This is a genomic window from Pseudomonas sp. LS-2, assembly GCF_003605735.1.
Taxonomy (GTDB): Bacteria; Pseudomonadota; Gammaproteobacteria; order Pseudomonadales; family Pseudomonadaceae; genus Aquipseudomonas.
On record NZ_QXTJ01000039.1, the window covers coordinates 876443 to 893916 of the forward strand.

Below are 17474 nucleotides of genomic sequence, written 5' to 3' on the forward strand. Positions count from 1 at the left end.
AGCGACGAATCTTATTTGGTGTTCCACGTGGAACATGTTGCTGTTCCACTTGAGATTTTCATCTTTAATCTCTGATTTAGCTCGGCATATTCGCCCGTTCCTGTAAAAAGCTTCATCTTTGGGATTTGATCGGCATGTTATATTGTTACTAACAATGTCATGTCTATCAGAGCCTGGATGCTCACCTTTTTCGGAACGTGTCATGCACCGACGTCAAATGCTGCTTAATATGCTTTTGGCCAGCGCCGCCTTCGCGCTTCCTTTCTCCGTCAACGCCACCCAGATCCGTAACGCTCGTTTGTGGCGTTCCGAGAATAAGCTGAGACTGGTCTTCGACCTCAGCGGCCCGGTGCAATACAAAACCTTCACCCTCAGCGCCCCTGAACGCATCATCATTGATGTCAGCGGCGCCCGGCTGGAAGGCAATTTCCCGGAACTGGCGCTGGAGAACACGCCGATCAAGGCGATTCGCTCCGGGCACTTCGGGCAGGGCGATACTCGCATCGTGCTGGATCTCGCCTCACCAGTGCAGCTCAACAGCTTCCTTCTCGGGCCTGAAGGTTCTCAGGGTAACCGCCTGGTGATCGATCTGGGCCATGAAGCTGTAGTGCATCCGCCCGTGCAACTGGCTGCCGTTACTGCTCCCCTTATGAAAGAGCCGCCCGCGCCGGTCATCGACAAGAATCACCCCAAGCGCGACATCATGGTGGTCGTCGATGCCGGGCATGGCGGCAAAGACCCCGGCGCGATTGGTTCGAAAGGCGAGCGCGAGAAAGACGTGGTGCTATCTATCGCGCAGTTGCTGGCCAAGCGTCTGAAGCGCGAGAAGGGTTTCGATGTGCGTCTTGTGCGTAACGATGACTTCTTCGTACCTCTGCGCAAACGCGTGGACATCGCCCGCAAATACAATGCCGACATGTTCATCTCCGTTCACGCCGATGCTGCTCCACGGCTGACGGCGTCGGGGGCATCGGTGTTTGCCTTGTCGGAGAACGGCGCTACCTCGGCGACCGCGCGTTTCATGGCGCAGCGCGAGAACGGCGCAGACCTGATCGGTGCCACCAGCCTGCTAAACCTCAAGGACAAGGATCCGATGCTGGCGGGCGTGATTCTCGACATGTCGATGAATGCGACCATCGCGGCGAGCCTGCAACTGGGTCACAGCGTGCTCGGCAGTCTGGAAGGCGTCACCACGCTGCATCAGAAGCGTGTGGAGCAAGCGGGCTTTGCGGTGCTGAAATCGCCGGACGTGCCGTCGATTCTGGTCGAGACCGGTTTCATCTCCAACAGCCGCGACAGCCAGCGCCTGGTCACTGCACGTCATCAACAGGCGGTGGCCGATGGACTGTTCGACGGCATGAAGACCTACTTCGAACGCAACCCCCCGGCAGGGTCTTTCATTGCGTGGCGTCAGGAGCAGAAGGCTGCGGAGCAGGCCGCGGTTTAGCGACAGCCCGTTATCCGGCTACACGTGATCTTGCTCCGGCTGCCGCTGGAGCTGGAGACGCGGCTGATGGTTGTCCAGCCCACTTTCTGGACATATCCCACCCAGGCCTCGCCATCGGAGGCCAGCCCCGTGAAGAACGTCATCGAACCGTATCGGCTGTTGGTCTGAGCCCAGTGACGTTTGTCCGTGCTTTCGTAACCGCGCAAATACATCGTGGTGCCCGACATCGCCACGCTGTAACGGTTGTCGTGAGCATCGATGCATGCCAGGAGCGTCGCGCTGCGCGTGCACAGCGCCTGATCGAGCTTGGCCGATGGCGGCGCCGCGAACGCCTGCGCACCCAGCAGCAGGGAAAACCCCAGAAAAATCTTCAGAACCCTGACCATCGAGCTGACCTTGCAAAAAGTGTTAGCAGGTTTGTGTTGTTATACTATAACGTAAATAGCACCTGAACCTGCTACCTGATGAGTCCTCCATGAACCGCCTCCCCGTAACCGTGCTCTCCGGCTTTCTCGGCGCCGGTAAAAGCACGCTGCTCAATTATGTTCTGCGCAATCGTGAGAATCTGCGCGTGGCTGTCATCGTCAACGACATGAGCGAAATCAACATCGACGGGAGCGACGTGCAGCGTGACGTCAGCCTCAATCGCGCCGAAGAAAAGCTCGTGGAAATGAGCAACGGTTGCATCTGCTGCACCCTGCGCGAAGACCTGCTCGAAGAAGTCAGCCGCCTGGCCACTGACGGCCGCTTCGATTATCTGTTGATCGAGTCCACCGGCATTTCAGAACCGCTTCCTGTGGCTGAAACCTTCACTTTTCGCGACGAGTCGGGACAGAGTCTCGCCGATGTCGCGCGGCTCGACACAATGGTAACGGTGGTCGATGGCCTGAATTTTCTTGAGGATTATCAGGCCGCAGAAAGCCTGGACAGTCGCGGTGAAACGTTGGGGGAAGATGACGAGCGCTCGATCACGGACTTGCTGATCGAGCAGGTCGAATTCGCTGATGTGATCCTGATCAGCAAGATCGACCTGATCGGTTCCAGTGAGCGACAAGAGTTGATGGCGATCCTCAAACGACTCAATAGTCAGGCCGAGATTCTGCCGATGGTGATGGGGGCAGTGCCGCTGAGCAAGATCCTCGATACCGGGCGTTTCGACTTCGAGCGCGCGGCACAGGCGCCGGGCTGGCTAAAAGAGCTGCGCGGTGAGCACACGCCGGAAACCCAGGAGTACGGCATCGCGTCGACGGCGTATCGGGCGCGCAGGCCGTTTCATCCGCAACGCTTCTTCGACTTCATCAATCAGCCGTGGACCAATGGCAAGCTGCTGCGTTCCAAAGGCTTCTTCTGGTTGGCGAGCAAGCATCAGGATGCTGGAAGCTGGTCACAGGCAGGCGGGCTGATGCGCCATGGATTCGCTGGCCGTTGGTGGCGCTTCGTACCAAAAGCGCACTGGCCGCAGGATGAGGAAAGCACGCAGGTCATCATGCGCAACTGGCTGGCACAAACGGGTGATTGTCGTCAGGAACTGGTGTTCATCGGTCAGAACATCGACTTCGACCGTCTGACTGCCGACCTCGATGACTGCCTGCTGAGCGACACGGAGATGGCCGCTGGCGTCGAGAGCTGGAGCCAACTGGCCGATCCGTTTGGCGACTGGTACGGCGAGGTGGCCTGATCAGCCTGCAGGCACCGACCCTGTAGCAGTCCGGCTTGCCGGCGGTAGCGATTTCAGCTCACCCACCGCGGGCAAGCCGGACTGCTACACGCGTCAGCCATGCATCTTACCGCGCCCTCCACACGCCCTTGCTTTGCTGTTCGCAAAACGGCTTGAGAAAGGCTGCATCGCTCGCCACGCCGTAATAGTGAATGTTTTGCCGATAGGGCATATTGGCGACTTGCGCGTTGCTGCACTGGCCGAATGATCCGGTTGGGCACTGGTCGGTGTAGGTCACTTCGACCTTCTGATCCTTAAGCTGAGGTTTGCAGAAACCGTCGTGGAACAGGTCAGGCGGAATGTTGATATTTTCCTGGCAGACCTTCACGTCAAGCCGTTCGGCATGACTGTGAACCACGCAGGACTCAGCCCACGCCTGGCTCGACGTCACCGCCAACAGCACTAACGCCAGCCGCACGGGCAGCCAGATTGCTCGCATCGTTTACCTCCGTCTGCGCTCGTTTCGGGAGCGACGTTCAAGAATGGCCGGACATGCTGCAGAACATTCCCACCCATGTCATTGCGGGTCCTTTGGGCGCAGGCAAGACGAGCCTCATCAAACACTTGCTGACGCAAAAACCAGCGAATGAACGCTGGGCGATCCTGATCAATGAATTTGGTCAGATCGGCCTTGACGCTGCACTGCTCACTACGGCCGAGGATGGTATCGCACTTGGTGAAGTAGCTGGCGGTTGCCTGTGTTGCGTCAACGGCGCACCGTTTCAGATCGGTTTAGGTCGCCTGCTGCGCAAGGCCCGGCCTGATCGGCTGTTCATCGAACCTTCTGGCCTCGGTCATCCGGTGCAGCTGCTGGCGCAATTGCGCGAGACGCCATGGGTTGGCGTTTTGGCGGTTCAGCCCAGTGTGATGGTGCTCGATGCTCAGGCATTGGTCGCCGGGAGAGCTTTGCCTCAAACGCAGCAAGATGCGTTGGCCGATGCCGGTTTGCTGGTGCTCAACAAATCTGCGGGTCTTGATATCGCTGCACGGCAGACGGTGATCGAGGCCCTGCCTGATCAAACTGTGTTCTGGACCGAACGAGGCGCGCTGCCTGTTGATCGCCTGCCAGGGTTGAACGCACGGGCAGTCGAGGGCGTGGATAACTTTGTAGCGCCGAAAACGCTCGCCCAGTTGCCTGCGGTCTGGGCTGACCCCATGACGCCGATTTGTCTGAGCCAAGGCCAGGCAGAAGGCTGGAGCATCGGTTGGCGCTGGCATCCGGATCGGGTATTCAACGCCTCGAATGTGCAGCAGTGGCTGCAAGCTCTAGAGTGGCGCCGTGCCAAGCTGGTTATCCGCAGCGAGTCGGGTTGGGTATCTGGCAACGCGTTGGAGGGAGGGGAAATCCTGTGGTCGCCCAGCGAGTGGCGCAAGGATTCGCGCCTGGAACTGATTTTCGCCGAGCCTCAGGACGAGGCCCTGTTGAGCGCGCAGTTGCGGCAGTGCGTAGAAGCCTGAACCCGTTCACTGCTTCCACTTGTTGTGTTCCTGACGCCACTCGTTGAGCTGGATGATTTCGGCAGTCGGCTTGGGGGTTTTGATTTCGAACGGGTAGGGTGCCAGTTCGATCTGTGCAGTATGCGCGCCGAACAGGGTGATCGTGCCAGGGTGACGCTGCTCACCCGTGACCGTGAACTCGAAGTTATACACACGTGCCAGCCGCTTGCGGCCTTCATTGTCGCGCTTGAAGGTGATGCGGCGAAGGGCGACGTTGCCGTCGAGCAATTCAATGTCGAGTTTGGCGCAGTGCTGTTTGACACGCTCCAGTGCTCGTTCGCGCAGGCCATGGGAATGCCACAGCCAAGCGCCAGCGGTCGCCAGCAGCATCAGGACGAATATGTTGCCCAGGGTCAGCATGAAAAGAGAGCTCCAACAGAAGATGTCCAGCTTAACTGCGTCGGGTGACCGACAGCCATAGTCCGAAAGCTTAATTTCGCTTCACTTCGTCCGGCATCGCAACTACTGTGCTTTCCCGGTCTCAGGAACCTGTCATGAAACGCTCGCCTCATTTACTCGCCATCCAGTCACACGTGGTCTTCGGGCACGCCGGCAACAGCGCGGCCGTTTTCCCTATGCAGCGTATCGGCATCAATGTCTGGCCGCTGAATACCGTTCAGTTCTCCAACCACACTCAGTATGGACACTGGACCGGTGAAGTGCTGGCACCGCAGCAGATTCCTGCGCTGGTCGAGGGAATTGCAGCGATAGGTGAACTGGGCAATTGTGACGCCGTACTTTCGGGCTATCTGGGCAGTGCGGCGCAGGGGCGGGCGATTCTGACCGCGGTGGCGCAGATCAAGCGGGCCAATCCACGCGCTTTGTATTTGTGCGACCCGGTGATGGGCCATCCGGAAAAAGGCTGCATCGTGCCTCAGGAAGTCAGCGAGTTCCTGCTGGAAGAGGCCGCCGCAGTTGCCGACTTCCTGTGCCCCAATCAGCTGGAGCTGGACAGCTTTTCGGGACGCAAACCGAACTCGTTGCTCGACTGCCTTGCAATGGCGCGCGCGCTGCTGGCTCGAGGCCCGAAGGCGATCATCGTCAAGCACCTGGATTACCCAGGCAAACCCGCCGATGGTTTCGAAATGCTGTTGGTCACCGAATCCGAAAGCTGGCATCTGCGTCGGCCACTGCTGGCATTCCCGCGTCAGCCCGTGGGCGTAGGCGACCTGACGTCAGGTCTGTTTCTGTCCAAGGTTCTGCTAGGAGAAGACCTGCGCGGCGCGTTCGAGTACACCGCATCGGCAGTGCATGAGGTGCTGCTGGAGACTCAGGCGTGCGGCAGTTATGAGCTTGAGCTGGTCAGGGCTCAGGACCGGATCGCGCATCCTCGGGTGAGGTTTGAGGCGGTTCGTTTGCAGCCTTGAAATAGCAGCTTGAAGCACCGCCGATATCTAGTCGGAGCTGGCTTGCTGGCAGCTGCTATACGTCAGGAACATGTCTGTTCTCAACGAACGCCTTCACCAGCAAGCCGGCGCCCACAGGGTTAAGGCATCAAGGCCGGACGGTTTTCGATCAAACCCCATCTTCCCTGATTTCGCGATAACGCTTTTCCAGCTCCTGACGAATCTGGCGGCGCTGCTGCGCTTGTACGTAGCGACGTTTATCCTCGCTGGTTTCCGGGCTCAGCGGTGGCACGCTCGCCGGCTTGCGCTGGTCATCCACGGCCACCATGGTGAAGAAGCAGCTGTTGGTGTGACGCACCGAGCGCTCGCGAATGTTCTCCGTCACCACCTTGATGCCAACTTCCATGGACGTATTGCCGGTGTAGTTCACTGATGCCAGGAAGGTCACCAGTTCGCCGACATGAATCGGCTCGCGGAAAATCACCTGATCCACCGACAGAGTCACGACATAGCGACCGGCGTAACGGCTCGCACAGGCGTACGCGACTTCGTCGAGGTACTTGAGAAGGGTGCCGCCGTGCACGTTGCCAGAAAAGTTGGCCATGTCCGGGGTCATCAATACAGTCATCGACAGCTGGGCGTTTCCGGGTTCCATAGCGTGCTCACGGTTAGTTGAATCAGAGAAATTCGGCACCTGTGTCGGTGCTCCAGGCAGATCGGCAATTAAAACCACCGATATCGGGACGCTGGCAGCGATGCTGCCGTCACGCCTGATGCCTATCTGTTTCCATATATTGCACCGGCTTTACCCGCTTTTGTGCGGTGTTAACCTGCGAAAACCCTTGGATGGGGTATTTCCTGCGTTTCAGTCAGATCATTCCGGCTCAGTTGGCGACCTTTCGCACAGTTGCTGTCCGACTTTCCGGCAGAAGCGCGCACCTTCACGGTTCGTCACAAGGAGTCCGCGCCCATGCATGCCATCAGCTTCATTCAGGATCTGGCAGTCATCATGCTGGTGGCTGGGGTGGTCACCGTGTTGTTTCATCGCCTCAAGCAGCCGGTGGTACTAGGTTACATCGTCGCCGGCTTCATCATTGGCCCGCACACTCCGCCATTCGGACTGATCCACGACGAAGACACCATCAAGATTCTCGCGGAGCTTGGCGTGATTTTCCTGATGTTTTGCCTGGGGCTGGAGTTCAGCCTGCGCAAACTGTTCAAGGTCGGTGCCACGGCGTTCATCGCTGCGTTTCTAGAAATCATGTTGATGATCTGGATCGGCTATGAAATCGGCCAGTTCTTCGGCTGGAGCACCATGGACTCGTTGTTCCTGGGCGCAATTCTCGCCATTTCTTCCACCACGATCATCGTCAAGGCACTCAACGACCTGAAGATGAAGAACCAGCGCTTTGCTCAACTGATCTTCGGCGTGTTGATCGTCGAAGACATTCTGGGCATCGGCATCATCGCGCTGCTGTCCGGGATTGCGGTCAGCGGCACGGTCAGTTCGGGCGAAGTCTTTTCCACTGTCGGAAAGCTCTCGCTGTTCATGATTGTCGCGTTGGTGATCGGAATTCTGCTGGTGCCGCGTCTGCTGGCTTATGTGGCGAAATTCGAAAGCAACGAAATGCTGCTGATCACGGTTCTGGGCCTGTGTTTCGGCTTCTGTCTGCTGGTGGTCAAACTCGAATACAGCATGGTGCTCGGCGCGTTCCTGATCGGGGCGATCATGGCCGAATCAAAACAGCTGGTGAAAATCGAGCATCTGATCGAACCCATTCGCGACATGTTCAGTGCGATCTTCTTTGTTGCCATCGGCCTGCTGATCGACCCGCAGATTCTGCTGGACTACGCCTGGCCCATTGCGGTGATTACGGTGGCTGTCGTGCTGGGCAAGATGCTGTCCTGCGGGCTTGGAGCGTTCATCGCAGGCAACGACGGGAAAACCTCACTTCGCGTGGGCATGGGGCTGTCACAAATTGGTGAGTTTTCCTTCATCATTGCAGCCCTCGGGATGACGCTGCAGGTCACCAGCGACTTTCTCTACCCTGTGGCGGTGGCTGTTTCGGCGATCACCACACTTTTGACGCCTTATCTGATTCGTGCCGCTGACCCGTTATCGCACTCGCTCGCAGGGATCGTTCCCCACCGTGTGGCCCGGGTATTCGGCATGTACGGCGAATGGTTACGCAGCATTCAGCCACAAGGCCAGGGAGCACTTCTGGCATCGATGATCCGCAAGATCCTGCTGCAAGTTGGGGTAAATCTCGCACTGGTGGTAGCGATCTTCTTCTGCGGGGCTTATTTCGCTGAGCGGATTGGCGAGTATTTCAGCGAGTGGGTCACTGAAGTCGGACAGCAGAAGGCTTGGATCTGGGGAGCGTCGTTGCTACTGTCCCTGCCATTCCTGATCGCGGCGTATCGCAAACTCAAAGCGCTGTCGATGTTGCTGGCGGAAATGAGCGTCAAACCGGAAATGGCGGGACGTCACACCGAGCGCGTGCGGCGGGTGATCGCCGAGGTGATCCCGTTGCTGTCGTTGGGGGTGATCTTCCTGCTCATTGCACTGCTGTCGGCAAGCATGTTGCCGACCAGCGAATGGCTGCTGCTGATCGTGCTAGTGGCCGCTGTGATCGCCGCTGTGCTGTGGCGTTGGTTCATCCGTGTGCATACGCGGATGCAGATCGCGCTGCTGGAAACCCTCGGTAATCATCAGGAGCCTTCAGACCGTTAGCGGTTGAAGGCTCTCCAAAGCGCGGGTCTCAGCTTTCCAGCCAGACGTCCCGCGCCCAGTGCCATACCGATTCCCAGCTGTCTTCGGTGACCAGTTCTTCTTCGCCGGACCACAGCACCACGGTGCCGTCCTCCTCGACGCAGTAGTAATCCTCGCCATCCTGACAGATCGGGATCAGCTCACGGGGTACACCGATGTCCCAGGCGTTCGCCGCCACTTCAGGCAAATAAGTATGGGACTGCGGGTCGGTCACGGTGACCGGCTCCAGGCTGCCGTACACCACGTCGCTGACGGTCAGCAGAAACTCTTTGAAGACAAAAGGGATATTAATGAACAGCTGTTCTTCGATTTCGACGAGCTGATCTTCGTCCGGCAGCTCAAGCGGGACAGGGACCGGCTCATTGGCTTCACGGAGTTGTTCGATGACTTCTTCCACGACGTGGATCCTCTAACTATTTGCGCGGTTTATACAGTAGCTCAAAGACATCACCAAATAACTGCTGGCCTCTAAAAAACAAAACCCCGATCACAGTCGGGGTTTTGGATTAGCGAAGCGGCAAAGAGTTTCAGCCGTTCTGGCGAATACCTGCCACCAGCCAAGGCTGGTTCTCGCCTGGAGCGCGCTCCATGTTCCAGCTTTCGCTGAACACTTCACCCTGATCGAAACGCGAGGTTTTCGATACGCCAGCAAATGTCAGCGTGGCGATGGTCTTGTCGGCGCGATCGTCGACACCGTCCAGCTGCACGGTCAGATTATCGATGTAGGTCGACTGGAAGCCGTCGCCCAGATCCGCTCGTTCTTTCTTCAAGAACTGCAGCATTTGTGGGGTGACGAACTCGGCAATCTTATCCATCTCGTTCGCATCCCAGTGCTGCTGCAGCGACTGGAAGTGACTGCGGGCGGCTTCAAGGAAACGTTCTTCGTTGAACCAGGCAGGAGCGTTGATCACGGGACGCGCTGTTGCGGCGGGTGAGCCGCCGAACATCGAGTTGTTGTTCTGCGCAGGTTGCTCGAAGGTTTCACGCTGGTAAGGAGCGCCCGCCGGAGCCATCTGTGGTTGCTGTTTGCGTCGACGAGCCGCGATGAAGCGGAAGATCACGAACGCGATGATCGCCATGATCAGGATGTCGAAGAACTGCATGCCCTCGAAACCGCCGCCCATGAACATGGAAGCCAGCAGGCCACCAGCGGCGATACCGGCCAGTGGGCCCAGCCATTTGGAAGCACCGCCTGCAGCAGGCGCAGGGCGGCCAGCGGCGTTAGGTGCAGCGGCAGGAGCGGAAGGAGCTGTCTGACGCGCCTGATGGCTTGGCGCCGAGCCCATGCTCTTGCCACCACCGAAGCGCGCGGCGTTGGCATCCAGACTCATGGAGAGCCCGATGACCAGCGCCAAAGCGATGCTTAGAAAACGTTGCATAATGGGAATTCCCGTTTGTGGATTGCACGCGCGCCATGTTGCACAGGACAAATGTGTCTGACCAGCGACCATATGTTTCCGGCTTTTGCGTGGATCTTTACAATGCCCGTACTTCTTGGGTTGTAGGCAGGTGAAGAAAGTTCTGTAGGAAAGATGGGGTGCTAGATGTGGGAATGCAAGAGTGGCGGGCCCGCGTTTCCTTGTATCAGTGGGCTTGCTCGCGATGACAGTGTGTCAGATGCCATTGCGATCGCGAGCAAGCCCACTCCTACAGGTCAGGGGAGATCATACCGGCTCCAGCTTCGCATACCCCAGCATTAACCATTTGCTCCCTTCGGCGAAGTTCACCTGAACCCGGGCTTGCGCGCCAGCGCCTTCGAAGTTGAGGATCACGCCCTCGCCGAACACTGCATGCTGAACGCGCTGGCCCAGCGAGAACTGACTCTGCGGGATGCCTTCGCCATCGAACAGGCGGCTTGGCGCCATGGTCTTGGAACCGCCGAAAGGGCGTGTGACGCTGTTGGACAGGCGTACTTCCTGAATCAGATTCGGCGGAACCTCGCGCACGAAGCGCGAAACCTTGTTGTAGGTCTCGCTGCCGTACAGGCGTCGCGTTTCTGCATAGGTCAGGACCAGATGCTGCATTGCGCGGGTAATACCGACGTACGCCAGACGGCGCTCTTCTTCAAGTCGGCCGGGCTCTTCCAGACTCATCTTGTGCGGGAACAGACCTTCTTCCATGCCCACCAGGAACACATACGGGAATTCCAGACCCTTGGCGCTGTGCAGCGTCATCAGCTGAATGCTGTCCTCGTGCTCGTCAGCCTGAGTATCGCCTGCTTCCAGGGATGCGTGACCGAGGAATGCGGCCAGCGGCGTCAGGTCCGCTTCATCTTCGCTGGCTTCGAAAGCACGTGCGGCACTCACCAGCTCCTCAAGGTTTTCTACCCGGGCCTGGCCTTTCTCGCCTTTTTCTTCCTGGTGGTAGGTGATCAGCCCGGACTGCTCGATGACGGTCTGGGTCATCAGATGCAGGGGCATCTCCATGACCTTGGCCGAGAGGTTTTCGATCAGCTCTATAAAGGCACCCAGCGCCCCGGCAGCGCGACCGGTCAGGCCCTTGTTGGCGACCAGCAGGCGCATGGCCTCCCACATCGACACGTCGGCGTGACGCGCATGCTCGCGAATAGCCTCGACGGTTTTCTCGCCGATACCCCGCGGCGGCACGTTGATCACGCGTTCCAGCGCCGAGTCGTTGCCGCGCCCTTCCAGCAGCCGCAGATACGCCATGGCGTTCTTGATCTCGGCGCGCTCGAAGAATCGCTGACCGCCGTAGATGCGGTACGGAATGCGCTCGCGCAGCAAGGCTTCTTCGAGCACCCGCGACTGGGCGTTGGAGCGGTAGAGGATGGCGATATCGCTGCGCGACATGCCGGTCTTGATCGCGCTTTCAATGGTTTCCACCACGTAGCGTGCTTCATCGTGTTCGTTGAACGCTGCGTACAGACTGATCAGCTCGCCATCACCGACGTCGGTCCAGAGTTCTTTGCCCAGACGGCCACTGTTGTTGACGATCAGACCGTTGGCGGCTTTCAGGATACTGGCCGTGGAGCGGTAGTTCTGCTCCAGGCGGATAACTTCGGTGTCCGGGAAGTCATCGGAATACTGATGGATGTTCTCGATCTTCGCGCCGCGCCAGCCGTAAATCGACTGATCGTCGTCGCCGACCACCATTAGGCTGTCACCACCTCGAGCGAGCAACTGCAGCCATGCGTACTGCACAGCGTTGGTGTCCTGGAATTCGTCCACCAGAATGTGCCGGAAGCGGCGCTGATAGTGCTCGAGCAAGCCTTTGTTGTCGCGCCAGAGGTCCAGTGCCCGCAGCAGCAATTCCGAGAAGTCGATGACGCTCGCCCGTTGGCAGGCCGCTTCGTAGTTCTCGTAGATGGACTTCATGGTGCTCAGGAACAAATCGCCGGACGCCTGGATGTGCTTGGGACGCAGCCCTTCATCCTTCTGTCCGTTGATGAACCATTGCGCCTGACGCGCTGGCCAACGTTGCTCGTCCAGTCCCATTTCGCGGATCACTCGCTTGACCAGGCGTTGCTGGTCATCGCTGTCGAGAATCTGGAATGTCTGACTCAGCCCGGCTTCCTGCCAGTGCGCCCGCAGCAAGCGGTGCGCCAGGCCGTGGAACGTACCGACCCACATGCCCGCCGGGCTGATGCCCATCAACTGCTCGATGCGATGACGCATCTCTGCGGCGGCCTTATTGGTGAACGTCACCGACAGGATCGAGTGCGGCGAGGCATTCTCGACCTGCATAAGCCAGGCGATACGATGCACAAGCACACGGGTTTTGCCGGAACCAGCGCCGGCCAGGACCAACTGACGACCTACAGAGGCGGCTACGGCCTGACGTTGGGCATCGTTGAGGGAATTAAGCAGAAGGGAGAGATCATCGCGCATCGGCGCATTCTAGGGTGCCGGGGTTGCGCGGGCAAACTCTAACGCCGGTCGGTCGTAAAGTTATGCCTTTCCGCTGTCCGTAGGAGCGCGTTTGCCCGCGATTGTTGCCTCTGGGCGAGATCACTGGTCGCTGACTCACCGCGATCATGGGCAAGCGCGCTCCTACAGGTTCGGAGGCGGCCTGACCGTCCATGCAATTTATTTTTCTGACTGTTTGGTCTGTCCGGTGGCTTGTGTATGCTCCGCTGATGTTCAAGGCTCACTAATTATAAGAACCGCCATGACCACCAGCTCTGAAGCCTCGGCCGACTCAGTGGCGGCACGCCGTGTCATCCGCAAGCAGTTCGCCACCCAGCTTGCCGTCGAGCGCACACGCCTTCTCTATCAGGGGTCGTTGCTGCCGACCCTGTTCATGTTCATCAATGGTTTGCTCTGTGCCTGGCTGCTCTGGAGCCCGGAACGCTATGTACTGGTCGGCGTCTGGGTGGGCTGGCTGTCGGTGCTCGTGTGCCTGCGTGTTCTCCAGGTGGCGGCGTTTCGTGCCGCGTCGCCTGAGCGACAGGCGCAACCGATCTGGAAACGCATGTTTCTTGCCGGCGCCTGCGTCAGCGGATTCACGCTGTCCAGCGCAGCCCTGGTGCTGGTGCCGGTCGAAAGCTTCGTTCAACAGGCTTGGGTGTTCGGGCTCATCGGCGCTGCATCCTTGTCGGCCAGCGTGGCCTATGCAGCGAGCATTCCCGCCTTTTTGACGTTCACCGTGCCTTGCCTGCTGCCGCCAATTCTTTACCTGTTCTGGGGCGGCAGTGTTCCATTGCGTGGCTGGGGCTGGCTCGGCCTGATCCTGTTGCTGGCGCTGATCGTGGTGGCCGCGCAGGTTAACCGGCTGATCCAGCGCGGCCTGACTCGCCGCTTCCAGAATCTGGCCCTGATTGAGCACTTGCAACAGGCGCAGGCCAAAAGCGAGGAACTGAATAAAGAGCTGGCCCGGCAGTACGAGGAACGCACGCGTTTTTTGTCGCATTACGATGAACTGACCGGCCTGGCCAATCGGACATTGTTCAACGAACGCCTGCGAGAAGCCCACCAGCATGTGCGCCGGGGCGGGCGAAACCTGGCGCTGCTGCACATCAATCTGGATCGTTTCAAATTGCTTAACGACAGCCTCGGCCATGAAGTCGCCGACCAACTTTTACGCCAGGTCGGGCGTCGACTCAGTGCCGAGCTGACCGAAGCCGATACCGTCGCACGGCTGTCGGCTGACGAGTTCGCCGTGCTGTTCAACACCTATGGCAACCTGACAACGATGGCCCGAGTGGCCACCCGATTGCTGGCCAAACTGCGTTCGCCGTTGTCCATCTCGGGCCATGAACTGGTGATAAGCGCTTGCGTCGGCATCGCCCTCTTGCCGGATTCGGCGAGGGACATTGCCGCGCTGGTCACTCAGGCCAATATGGCAATGCAACACGCCAAGCACTTGGGGGGCAATAATTTCCAGTTCTACACAGAGAGCCTGCAGGCCCGGACCCTGGAGCGTCTGCAGCTGGAAATCCAGTTGCGCCGTGCGATAGAAGAGGGACAGCTGGAAGTGTTCTATCAGCCAAAACTCGAACTGGCGAGCGGGCGTCTTAGCTCGGCAGAAGCATTGGTGCGCTGGCGCCATCCAACGCGCGGTATGGTTCCTCCCGGCGAGTTCATCGGACTGGCGGAAGAAACGGGGCTGATTGCCGACATCGGCGAGTTCGTGCTGCGCCAGGCCTGCCGGCAATCCCGCGAATGGCAACGCCAAGGGCTGCGGCCGATCCGCGTCTCGGTGAATCTGTCGGTGCATCAGTTGCGCCAAGGCAAGTTGGTGAGCCTGGTTCGTCAGGTTCTCGACGAAGCTGGACTGATGCCCGAGTACCTTGAGCTTGAGCTGACCGAAAGCCAGTTACTGGACAGCGTCGAGCACATCATCAGCACCTTCAAGCAACTGCGTGAGCTGGGAGTGAAGCTCGCCATCGACGATTTCGGTACAGGCTATTCGTCGTTGAGTTACCTCAAGCGCTTTCCGGTCGATTACGTGAAGATCGATCAAGCCTTCATTCGCGGCCTGAACGAAGGCACCGAAGACGCGGCGATCACGCGGGCGATCATCGCGATGGCTCACAGCCTGGAACTGAAAGTAGTTGCAGAGGGGGTCGAGAACGCCGAACAACTGGCTTTCCTGAAGGCGCATTATTGTGACGAGGTGCAGGGCTACCTGATCAGCCGGCCTGTCGAGGCCAGTGCGATGGGAGACATCCTGCGCGTTGGTAAAGCCGTCGCCTGGAGTCATGCGTGAAAAGTCCTACACTCGATGACAACCGCGCAGGTAAAGCGCCTCGATTGCCAAGAGCAAGATCGTTTCGCTGTGCGGTTTGCAGGTCATGTAGTATAACTACAAGAAAGCTACAGCCCGGCCCATCCTTCAATTGAGTCCTGTCCATTGAATCTGTTGCAGCACATCGCCCAGTCCCGCCATCTCTTGCGTAAGTCGGAGCTCAAGGTAGCAGACCATGTGCTGCTCGATCCGGCGGCCGTGATGCACAGTTCCATGGCCGATCTGGCCCACAGCGTCGGCATCAGCGAGCCCACCATCGTGCGTTTCTGCCGTGCCATCGGCTGTACGGGTTTTCAGGACCTGAAACTCAAACTCGCGCAGAGCCTGGCGGCTGGCGCGAGCTTTGGTCAGTTCGCAATACATGAAGATGACTCGGTCGCCGACTACAGCCTGAAAATTTTCGACACCACGCTGCACACGCTGATGGAAGTGCGGGAGAAGCTCGACCCCCACGCGCTGCAGGCGGCAGTCACGGTCATGGCCGCGGCACATCGCGTCGAGTTCTACGGTTTTGGTGCGTCGGGGGCGGTAGCGGCGGATGCGCAGCACAAGTTCTTTCGACTATTACTGACCGCAGCTTCGTACTCTGATCCACACATGCAGGCGATGTCAGCGGTGACGCTGAAGCCGACCGATGTTGCAGTGTGCATCTCGCAGTCCGGGCGCTCCAAGGACTTGCTGATCACTGCCAACCTGGTGCGTGAGAGCGGCGCAAATCTGATCACTCTGTGCCCGAGTCAGACTCCGCTTGCGGAGTTGTCCACGGTCAATCTGGCGATCGACGTCCATGAGGACACCGAGATTTACACTCCGCTGACCTCACGCATCGCCCATCTGGTGGTCATCGACGTGCTGGCCATGGGCGTGGCGATGGCGCGTGGTCCAAGCCTGGTCAACCATCTCAAGAGCGTGAAACGCAGCTTGCGCAGCCTGCGTCTGTCGCCGAAGTCGATTAAGTCGACAGAGGACTGAACCGATCATTGTAGGAGCGCGCTTGCCCGCCAATACGGCGGGCCAGTCATGCGTCTATTGCCGACGTCATGCGTTCGCGGCAAGCACGCTCCTATAGTGCATGTGACAACTTCACCAATTTGTAACCCCCGCGCCACCTGATCGTCACGCCTCAAGGCCACTCTGTACTCCCGCACACGCAATGGGAGACAGGATATGCCTCGGCACTACGATGACTCGCAGCAGCACAGCCCCTCCAGCGTCAAGACACGTCGTCAGCAGGAAGACCAGCGCCGCATGGCGTTCCGGCGTGCAATCGAAACCTACTCTGAAGAACGCCGCCTGAATCAGGAGCTGTCTGACTACCTCGATGCTGCCTCGGCCAACTTCTGGCAGAGCGCTAGCGTTTCGGAAGGTGCCCGTCAAAGCGCGCGACCAGCTCGCTGATCTGCGCCCGTTCGGTACGAATGAACGCAAGGAACGCGTGAGCCACCGGCGACAGACGCTTCTCTCTAGCCTGTACGACGCACCAACTCCGATACAGCGGCAGCTCGGCCACCGGTAGCTCCTTGAGCGTGCCGGTGGCCAGTTCCAGACTCAGTGCATGTCGCGTCAGCAGGGCAACGCCCAAGCCTGCCACCACGCACTCTCTTTGAGCCTCCGCTGAGGAGACCTCCAGCGTGTGCTCGAAGTGGATGCGCTTCTCTTTGAAATACTCCTCACAAGCCTTGCGCGTTCCAGACCCCGGTTCGCGAATGACCAGCGTCTGGTTTTCCAGGTCCTTGAGCGCGGGGTTAGGCAGCAGACACAGCGGATGATCCGGTCTCGCCACCGCCACGATGGGATTGTTCAGGAACGGTAGGAATTCCAGTCCCATGTCTTGCGGGACCATCGACATCACCACCAGATCGTCGCGGTTATCCGACAGTCGGCGAATGACCTGCGCTCGGTTGACTACAGTCAGATTGAGCATCACTTCGGGGTAGCGTCGCTTGAACGCGGCGAACAGATGCGGCACGAAGTATTTCGCGCTCGACTCGATGGCCAGTTTCAGCTGGCCCTGCAGCGAGCCCTGCATGTCGGAGAGCTGCATATCGAGGTTTTCCAGACGGCCGAAGATGTCGCGGCTGGCAAGCTGTAGCGCCTCGGCGGCTTCCGTGAGGTAAAGCTTCTTACCTACATATTCGAAAAGTGGCTGCCCAATGAGTTCTTCCAACTGGCGAATTTGCAGGCTGACGGCCGGTTGGGTGAGCGACATTTCCTCGGCTGCACGGCTGTAGGAACGCAGATCGCAGACCTCATTGAAAATCCGCAGTTGACGCAATGTCATACGCATCAATGACTTACGCACTTATGGGTCGCTCCGAAAATGGCTGGAGTGCTGACTATAAGGTTTTACTTATGTTTAACCCAATTTTTACTCATTTTTGTTAATTCCTGATTCGTCATAGGGTGACTCCATCGCCGCGCCGCACCATGCAGTAACGGAGTGTCGCTACGTACAGACCGGGAATCCGGTCCGTCTGCTCATCGGTC

At 58.7% G+C, this 17474-nt stretch carries 16 protein-coding genes; 8 read left to right on the forward strand and 8 right to left on the reverse strand.

Features of this window, described 5'->3' with window-relative positions; all coding sequences use genetic code 11:
* Positions 1 to 202 precede the first annotated feature (202 nt).
* Positions 203 to 1447, forward strand: a complete 1245-nt coding sequence (locus tag D3M70_RS25260) for an N-acetylmuramoyl-L-alanine amidase (protein ID WP_120128319.1) — start codon at positions 203 to 205, stop codon at positions 1445 to 1447.
* Here D3M70_RS25260 and D3M70_RS25265 read toward each other — a convergent pair.
* Positions 1444 to 1833, reverse strand: coding sequence for a glutamine synthetase (locus D3M70_RS25265; protein WP_120128320.1), 390 nt, complete (start codon positions 1831 to 1833; stop codon positions 1444 to 1446). The genes D3M70_RS25260 and D3M70_RS25265 overlap by 4 nt on opposite strands.
* An 89-nt stretch (positions 1834 to 1922) precedes the next feature.
* Here D3M70_RS25265 and zigA point away from each other — a divergent pair, with 89 nt between their 5' ends.
* On the forward strand, positions 1923 to 3125 hold the full coding sequence (zigA, locus tag D3M70_RS25270; RefSeq protein ID WP_120128321.1) for a zinc metallochaperone GTPase ZigA: 1203 nt from the start codon (positions 1923 to 1925) through the stop codon (positions 3123 to 3125).
* Between the two features lie 106 nt (positions 3126 to 3231).
* Here the strand turns inward: zigA and D3M70_RS25275 are convergent, their stop codons facing one another.
* Positions 3232 to 3603 carry an NADH:ubiquinone oxidoreductase gene (locus tag D3M70_RS25275; protein ID WP_120128322.1) on the reverse strand — a complete coding sequence of 124 codons (372 nt, stop codon included), beginning with the start codon at positions 3601 to 3603 and terminating at the stop codon, positions 3232 to 3234.
* A 53-nt stretch (positions 3604 to 3656) separates the two neighbouring features.
* On the opposite strand from D3M70_RS25275, the gene D3M70_RS25280 reads away from it, so the two are divergent.
* Positions 3657 to 4622 (forward strand): GTP-binding protein, encoded by a 966-nt coding sequence (locus D3M70_RS25280; RefSeq protein WP_120128323.1) that lies wholly within the window; start codon positions 3657 to 3659, stop codon positions 4620 to 4622.
* A 6-nt stretch (positions 4623 to 4628) separates the two neighbouring features.
* Here the strand turns inward: D3M70_RS25280 and D3M70_RS25285 are convergent, their stop codons facing one another.
* On the reverse strand, positions 4629 to 5021 hold the full coding sequence (locus tag D3M70_RS25285; RefSeq protein ID WP_120128324.1) for a DUF3301 domain-containing protein: 393 nt from the start codon (positions 5019 to 5021) through the stop codon (positions 4629 to 4631).
* 134 nt (positions 5022 to 5155) lie between these two features.
* On the opposite strand from D3M70_RS25285, the gene pdxY reads away from it, so the two are divergent.
* A complete protein-coding gene (gene pdxY, locus D3M70_RS25290; RefSeq protein ID WP_120128325.1) occupies positions 5156 to 6028 on the forward strand; it encodes a pyridoxal kinase PdxY in 873 nt (290 codons plus the stop codon).
* Between the two features lie 148 nt (positions 6029 to 6176).
* Here the strand turns inward: pdxY and D3M70_RS25295 are convergent, their stop codons facing one another.
* A complete protein-coding gene (locus tag D3M70_RS25295) occupies positions 6177 to 6662 on the reverse strand; it encodes an acyl-CoA thioesterase (RefSeq protein ID WP_120128326.1) in 486 nt (161 codons plus the stop codon).
* 315 nt (positions 6663 to 6977) lie between these two features.
* Here D3M70_RS25295 and D3M70_RS25300 point away from each other — a divergent pair, with 315 nt between their 5' ends.
* Positions 6978 to 8741, forward strand: a complete 1764-nt coding sequence (locus tag D3M70_RS25300) for a cation:proton antiporter (protein ID WP_120128327.1) — start codon at positions 6978 to 6980, stop codon at positions 8739 to 8741.
* A 28-nt stretch (positions 8742 to 8769) separates the two neighbouring features.
* Here the strand turns inward: D3M70_RS25300 and D3M70_RS25305 are convergent, their stop codons facing one another.
* From D3M70_RS25305 to uvrD, 3 genes are all read right to left on the reverse strand, one after another.
* Positions 8770 to 9177, reverse strand: coding sequence for an SMI1/KNR4 family protein (locus D3M70_RS25305; RefSeq protein ID WP_120128328.1), 408 nt, complete (start codon positions 9175 to 9177; stop codon positions 8770 to 8772).
* A 130-nt stretch (positions 9178 to 9307) separates the two neighbouring features.
* Positions 9308 to 10159 carry a Tim44 domain-containing protein gene (locus D3M70_RS25310; protein WP_120128329.1) on the reverse strand — a complete coding sequence of 284 codons (852 nt, stop codon included), beginning with the start codon at positions 10157 to 10159 and terminating at the stop codon, positions 9308 to 9310.
* 285 nt (positions 10160 to 10444) lie between these two features.
* Positions 10445 to 12628, reverse strand: a complete 2184-nt coding sequence (uvrD, locus tag D3M70_RS25315) for a DNA helicase II (RefSeq protein WP_120128330.1) — start codon at positions 12626 to 12628, stop codon at positions 10445 to 10447.
* 280 nt (positions 12629 to 12908) lie between these two features.
* On the opposite strand from uvrD, the gene D3M70_RS25320 reads away from it, so the two are divergent.
* The 3 genes from D3M70_RS25320 to D3M70_RS25330 all read left to right on the forward strand — a co-directional run bounded on the left by D3M70_RS25320 (position 12909) and on the right by D3M70_RS25330 (position 16385).
* On the forward strand, positions 12909 to 14948 hold the full coding sequence (locus D3M70_RS25320; protein WP_120128331.1) for a bifunctional diguanylate cyclase/phosphodiesterase: 2040 nt from the start codon (positions 12909 to 12911) through the stop codon (positions 14946 to 14948).
* 144 nt (positions 14949 to 15092) lie between these two features.
* Positions 15093 to 15959, forward strand: coding sequence for a transcriptional regulator HexR (gene hexR / locus D3M70_RS25325; protein WP_120128332.1), 867 nt, complete (start codon positions 15093 to 15095; stop codon positions 15957 to 15959).
* Positions 15960 to 16154: 195 nt separating this feature from the next.
* Positions 16155 to 16385 (forward strand): PA3496 family putative envelope integrity protein, encoded by a 231-nt coding sequence (locus tag D3M70_RS25330; protein WP_120128333.1) that lies wholly within the window; start codon positions 16155 to 16157, stop codon positions 16383 to 16385.
* Here the strand turns inward: D3M70_RS25330 and D3M70_RS25335 are convergent.
* Positions 16339 to 17289 carry a LysR family transcriptional regulator gene (locus tag D3M70_RS25335; RefSeq protein WP_120128334.1) on the reverse strand — a complete coding sequence of 317 codons (951 nt, stop codon included), beginning with the start codon at positions 17287 to 17289 and terminating at the stop codon, positions 16339 to 16341. The genes D3M70_RS25330 and D3M70_RS25335 overlap by 47 nt on opposite strands.
* Between the last annotated feature and the right edge of the window lie 185 nt (positions 17290 to 17474).

Excerpts from the sequence above, each read along its gene's own strand:
- D3M70_RS25260 (WP_120128319.1), top strand. The coding sequence starts at position 203 with ATGCACCGACGTCAAATGCTGCTTAATATGCTTTTGGCCAGCGCCGCC.
- D3M70_RS25265 (WP_120128320.1), bottom strand. The coding sequence starts at position 1,833 with ATGGTCAGGGTTCTGAAGATTTTTCTGGGGTTTTCCCTGCTGCTGGGT.
- zigA (WP_120128321.1), top strand. The coding sequence starts at position 1,923 with ATGAACCGCCTCCCCGTAACCGTGCTCTCCGGCTTTCTCGGCGCCGGT.
- D3M70_RS25275 (WP_120128322.1), bottom strand. The coding sequence starts at position 3,603 with ATGCGAGCAATCTGGCTGCCCGTGCGGCTGGCGTTAGTGCTGTTGGCG.
- D3M70_RS25280 (WP_120128323.1), top strand. The coding sequence starts at position 3,657 with ATGCTGCAGAACATTCCCACCCATGTCATTGCGGGTCCTTTGGGCGCA.
- D3M70_RS25285 (WP_120128324.1), bottom strand. The coding sequence starts at position 5,021 with ATGCTGACCCTGGGCAACATATTCGTCCTGATGCTGCTGGCGACCGCT.
- pdxY (WP_120128325.1), top strand. The coding sequence starts at position 5,156 with ATGAAACGCTCGCCTCATTTACTCGCCATCCAGTCACACGTGGTCTTC.
- D3M70_RS25295 (WP_120128326.1), bottom strand. The coding sequence starts at position 6,662 with ATGGAACCCGGAAACGCCCAGCTGTCGATGACTGTATTGATGACCCCG.
- D3M70_RS25300 (WP_120128327.1), top strand. The coding sequence starts at position 6,978 with ATGCATGCCATCAGCTTCATTCAGGATCTGGCAGTCATCATGCTGGTG.
- D3M70_RS25310 (WP_120128329.1), bottom strand. The coding sequence starts at position 10,159 with ATGCAACGTTTTCTAAGCATCGCTTTGGCGCTGGTCATCGGGCTCTCC.
- uvrD (WP_120128330.1), bottom strand. The coding sequence starts at position 12,628 with ATGCGCGATGATCTCTCCCTTCTGCTTAATTCCCTCAACGATGCCCAA.
- D3M70_RS25320 (WP_120128331.1), top strand. The coding sequence starts at position 12,909 with ATGACCACCAGCTCTGAAGCCTCGGCCGACTCAGTGGCGGCACGCCGT.
- D3M70_RS25330 (WP_120128333.1), top strand. The coding sequence starts at position 16,155 with ATGCCTCGGCACTACGATGACTCGCAGCAGCACAGCCCCTCCAGCGTC.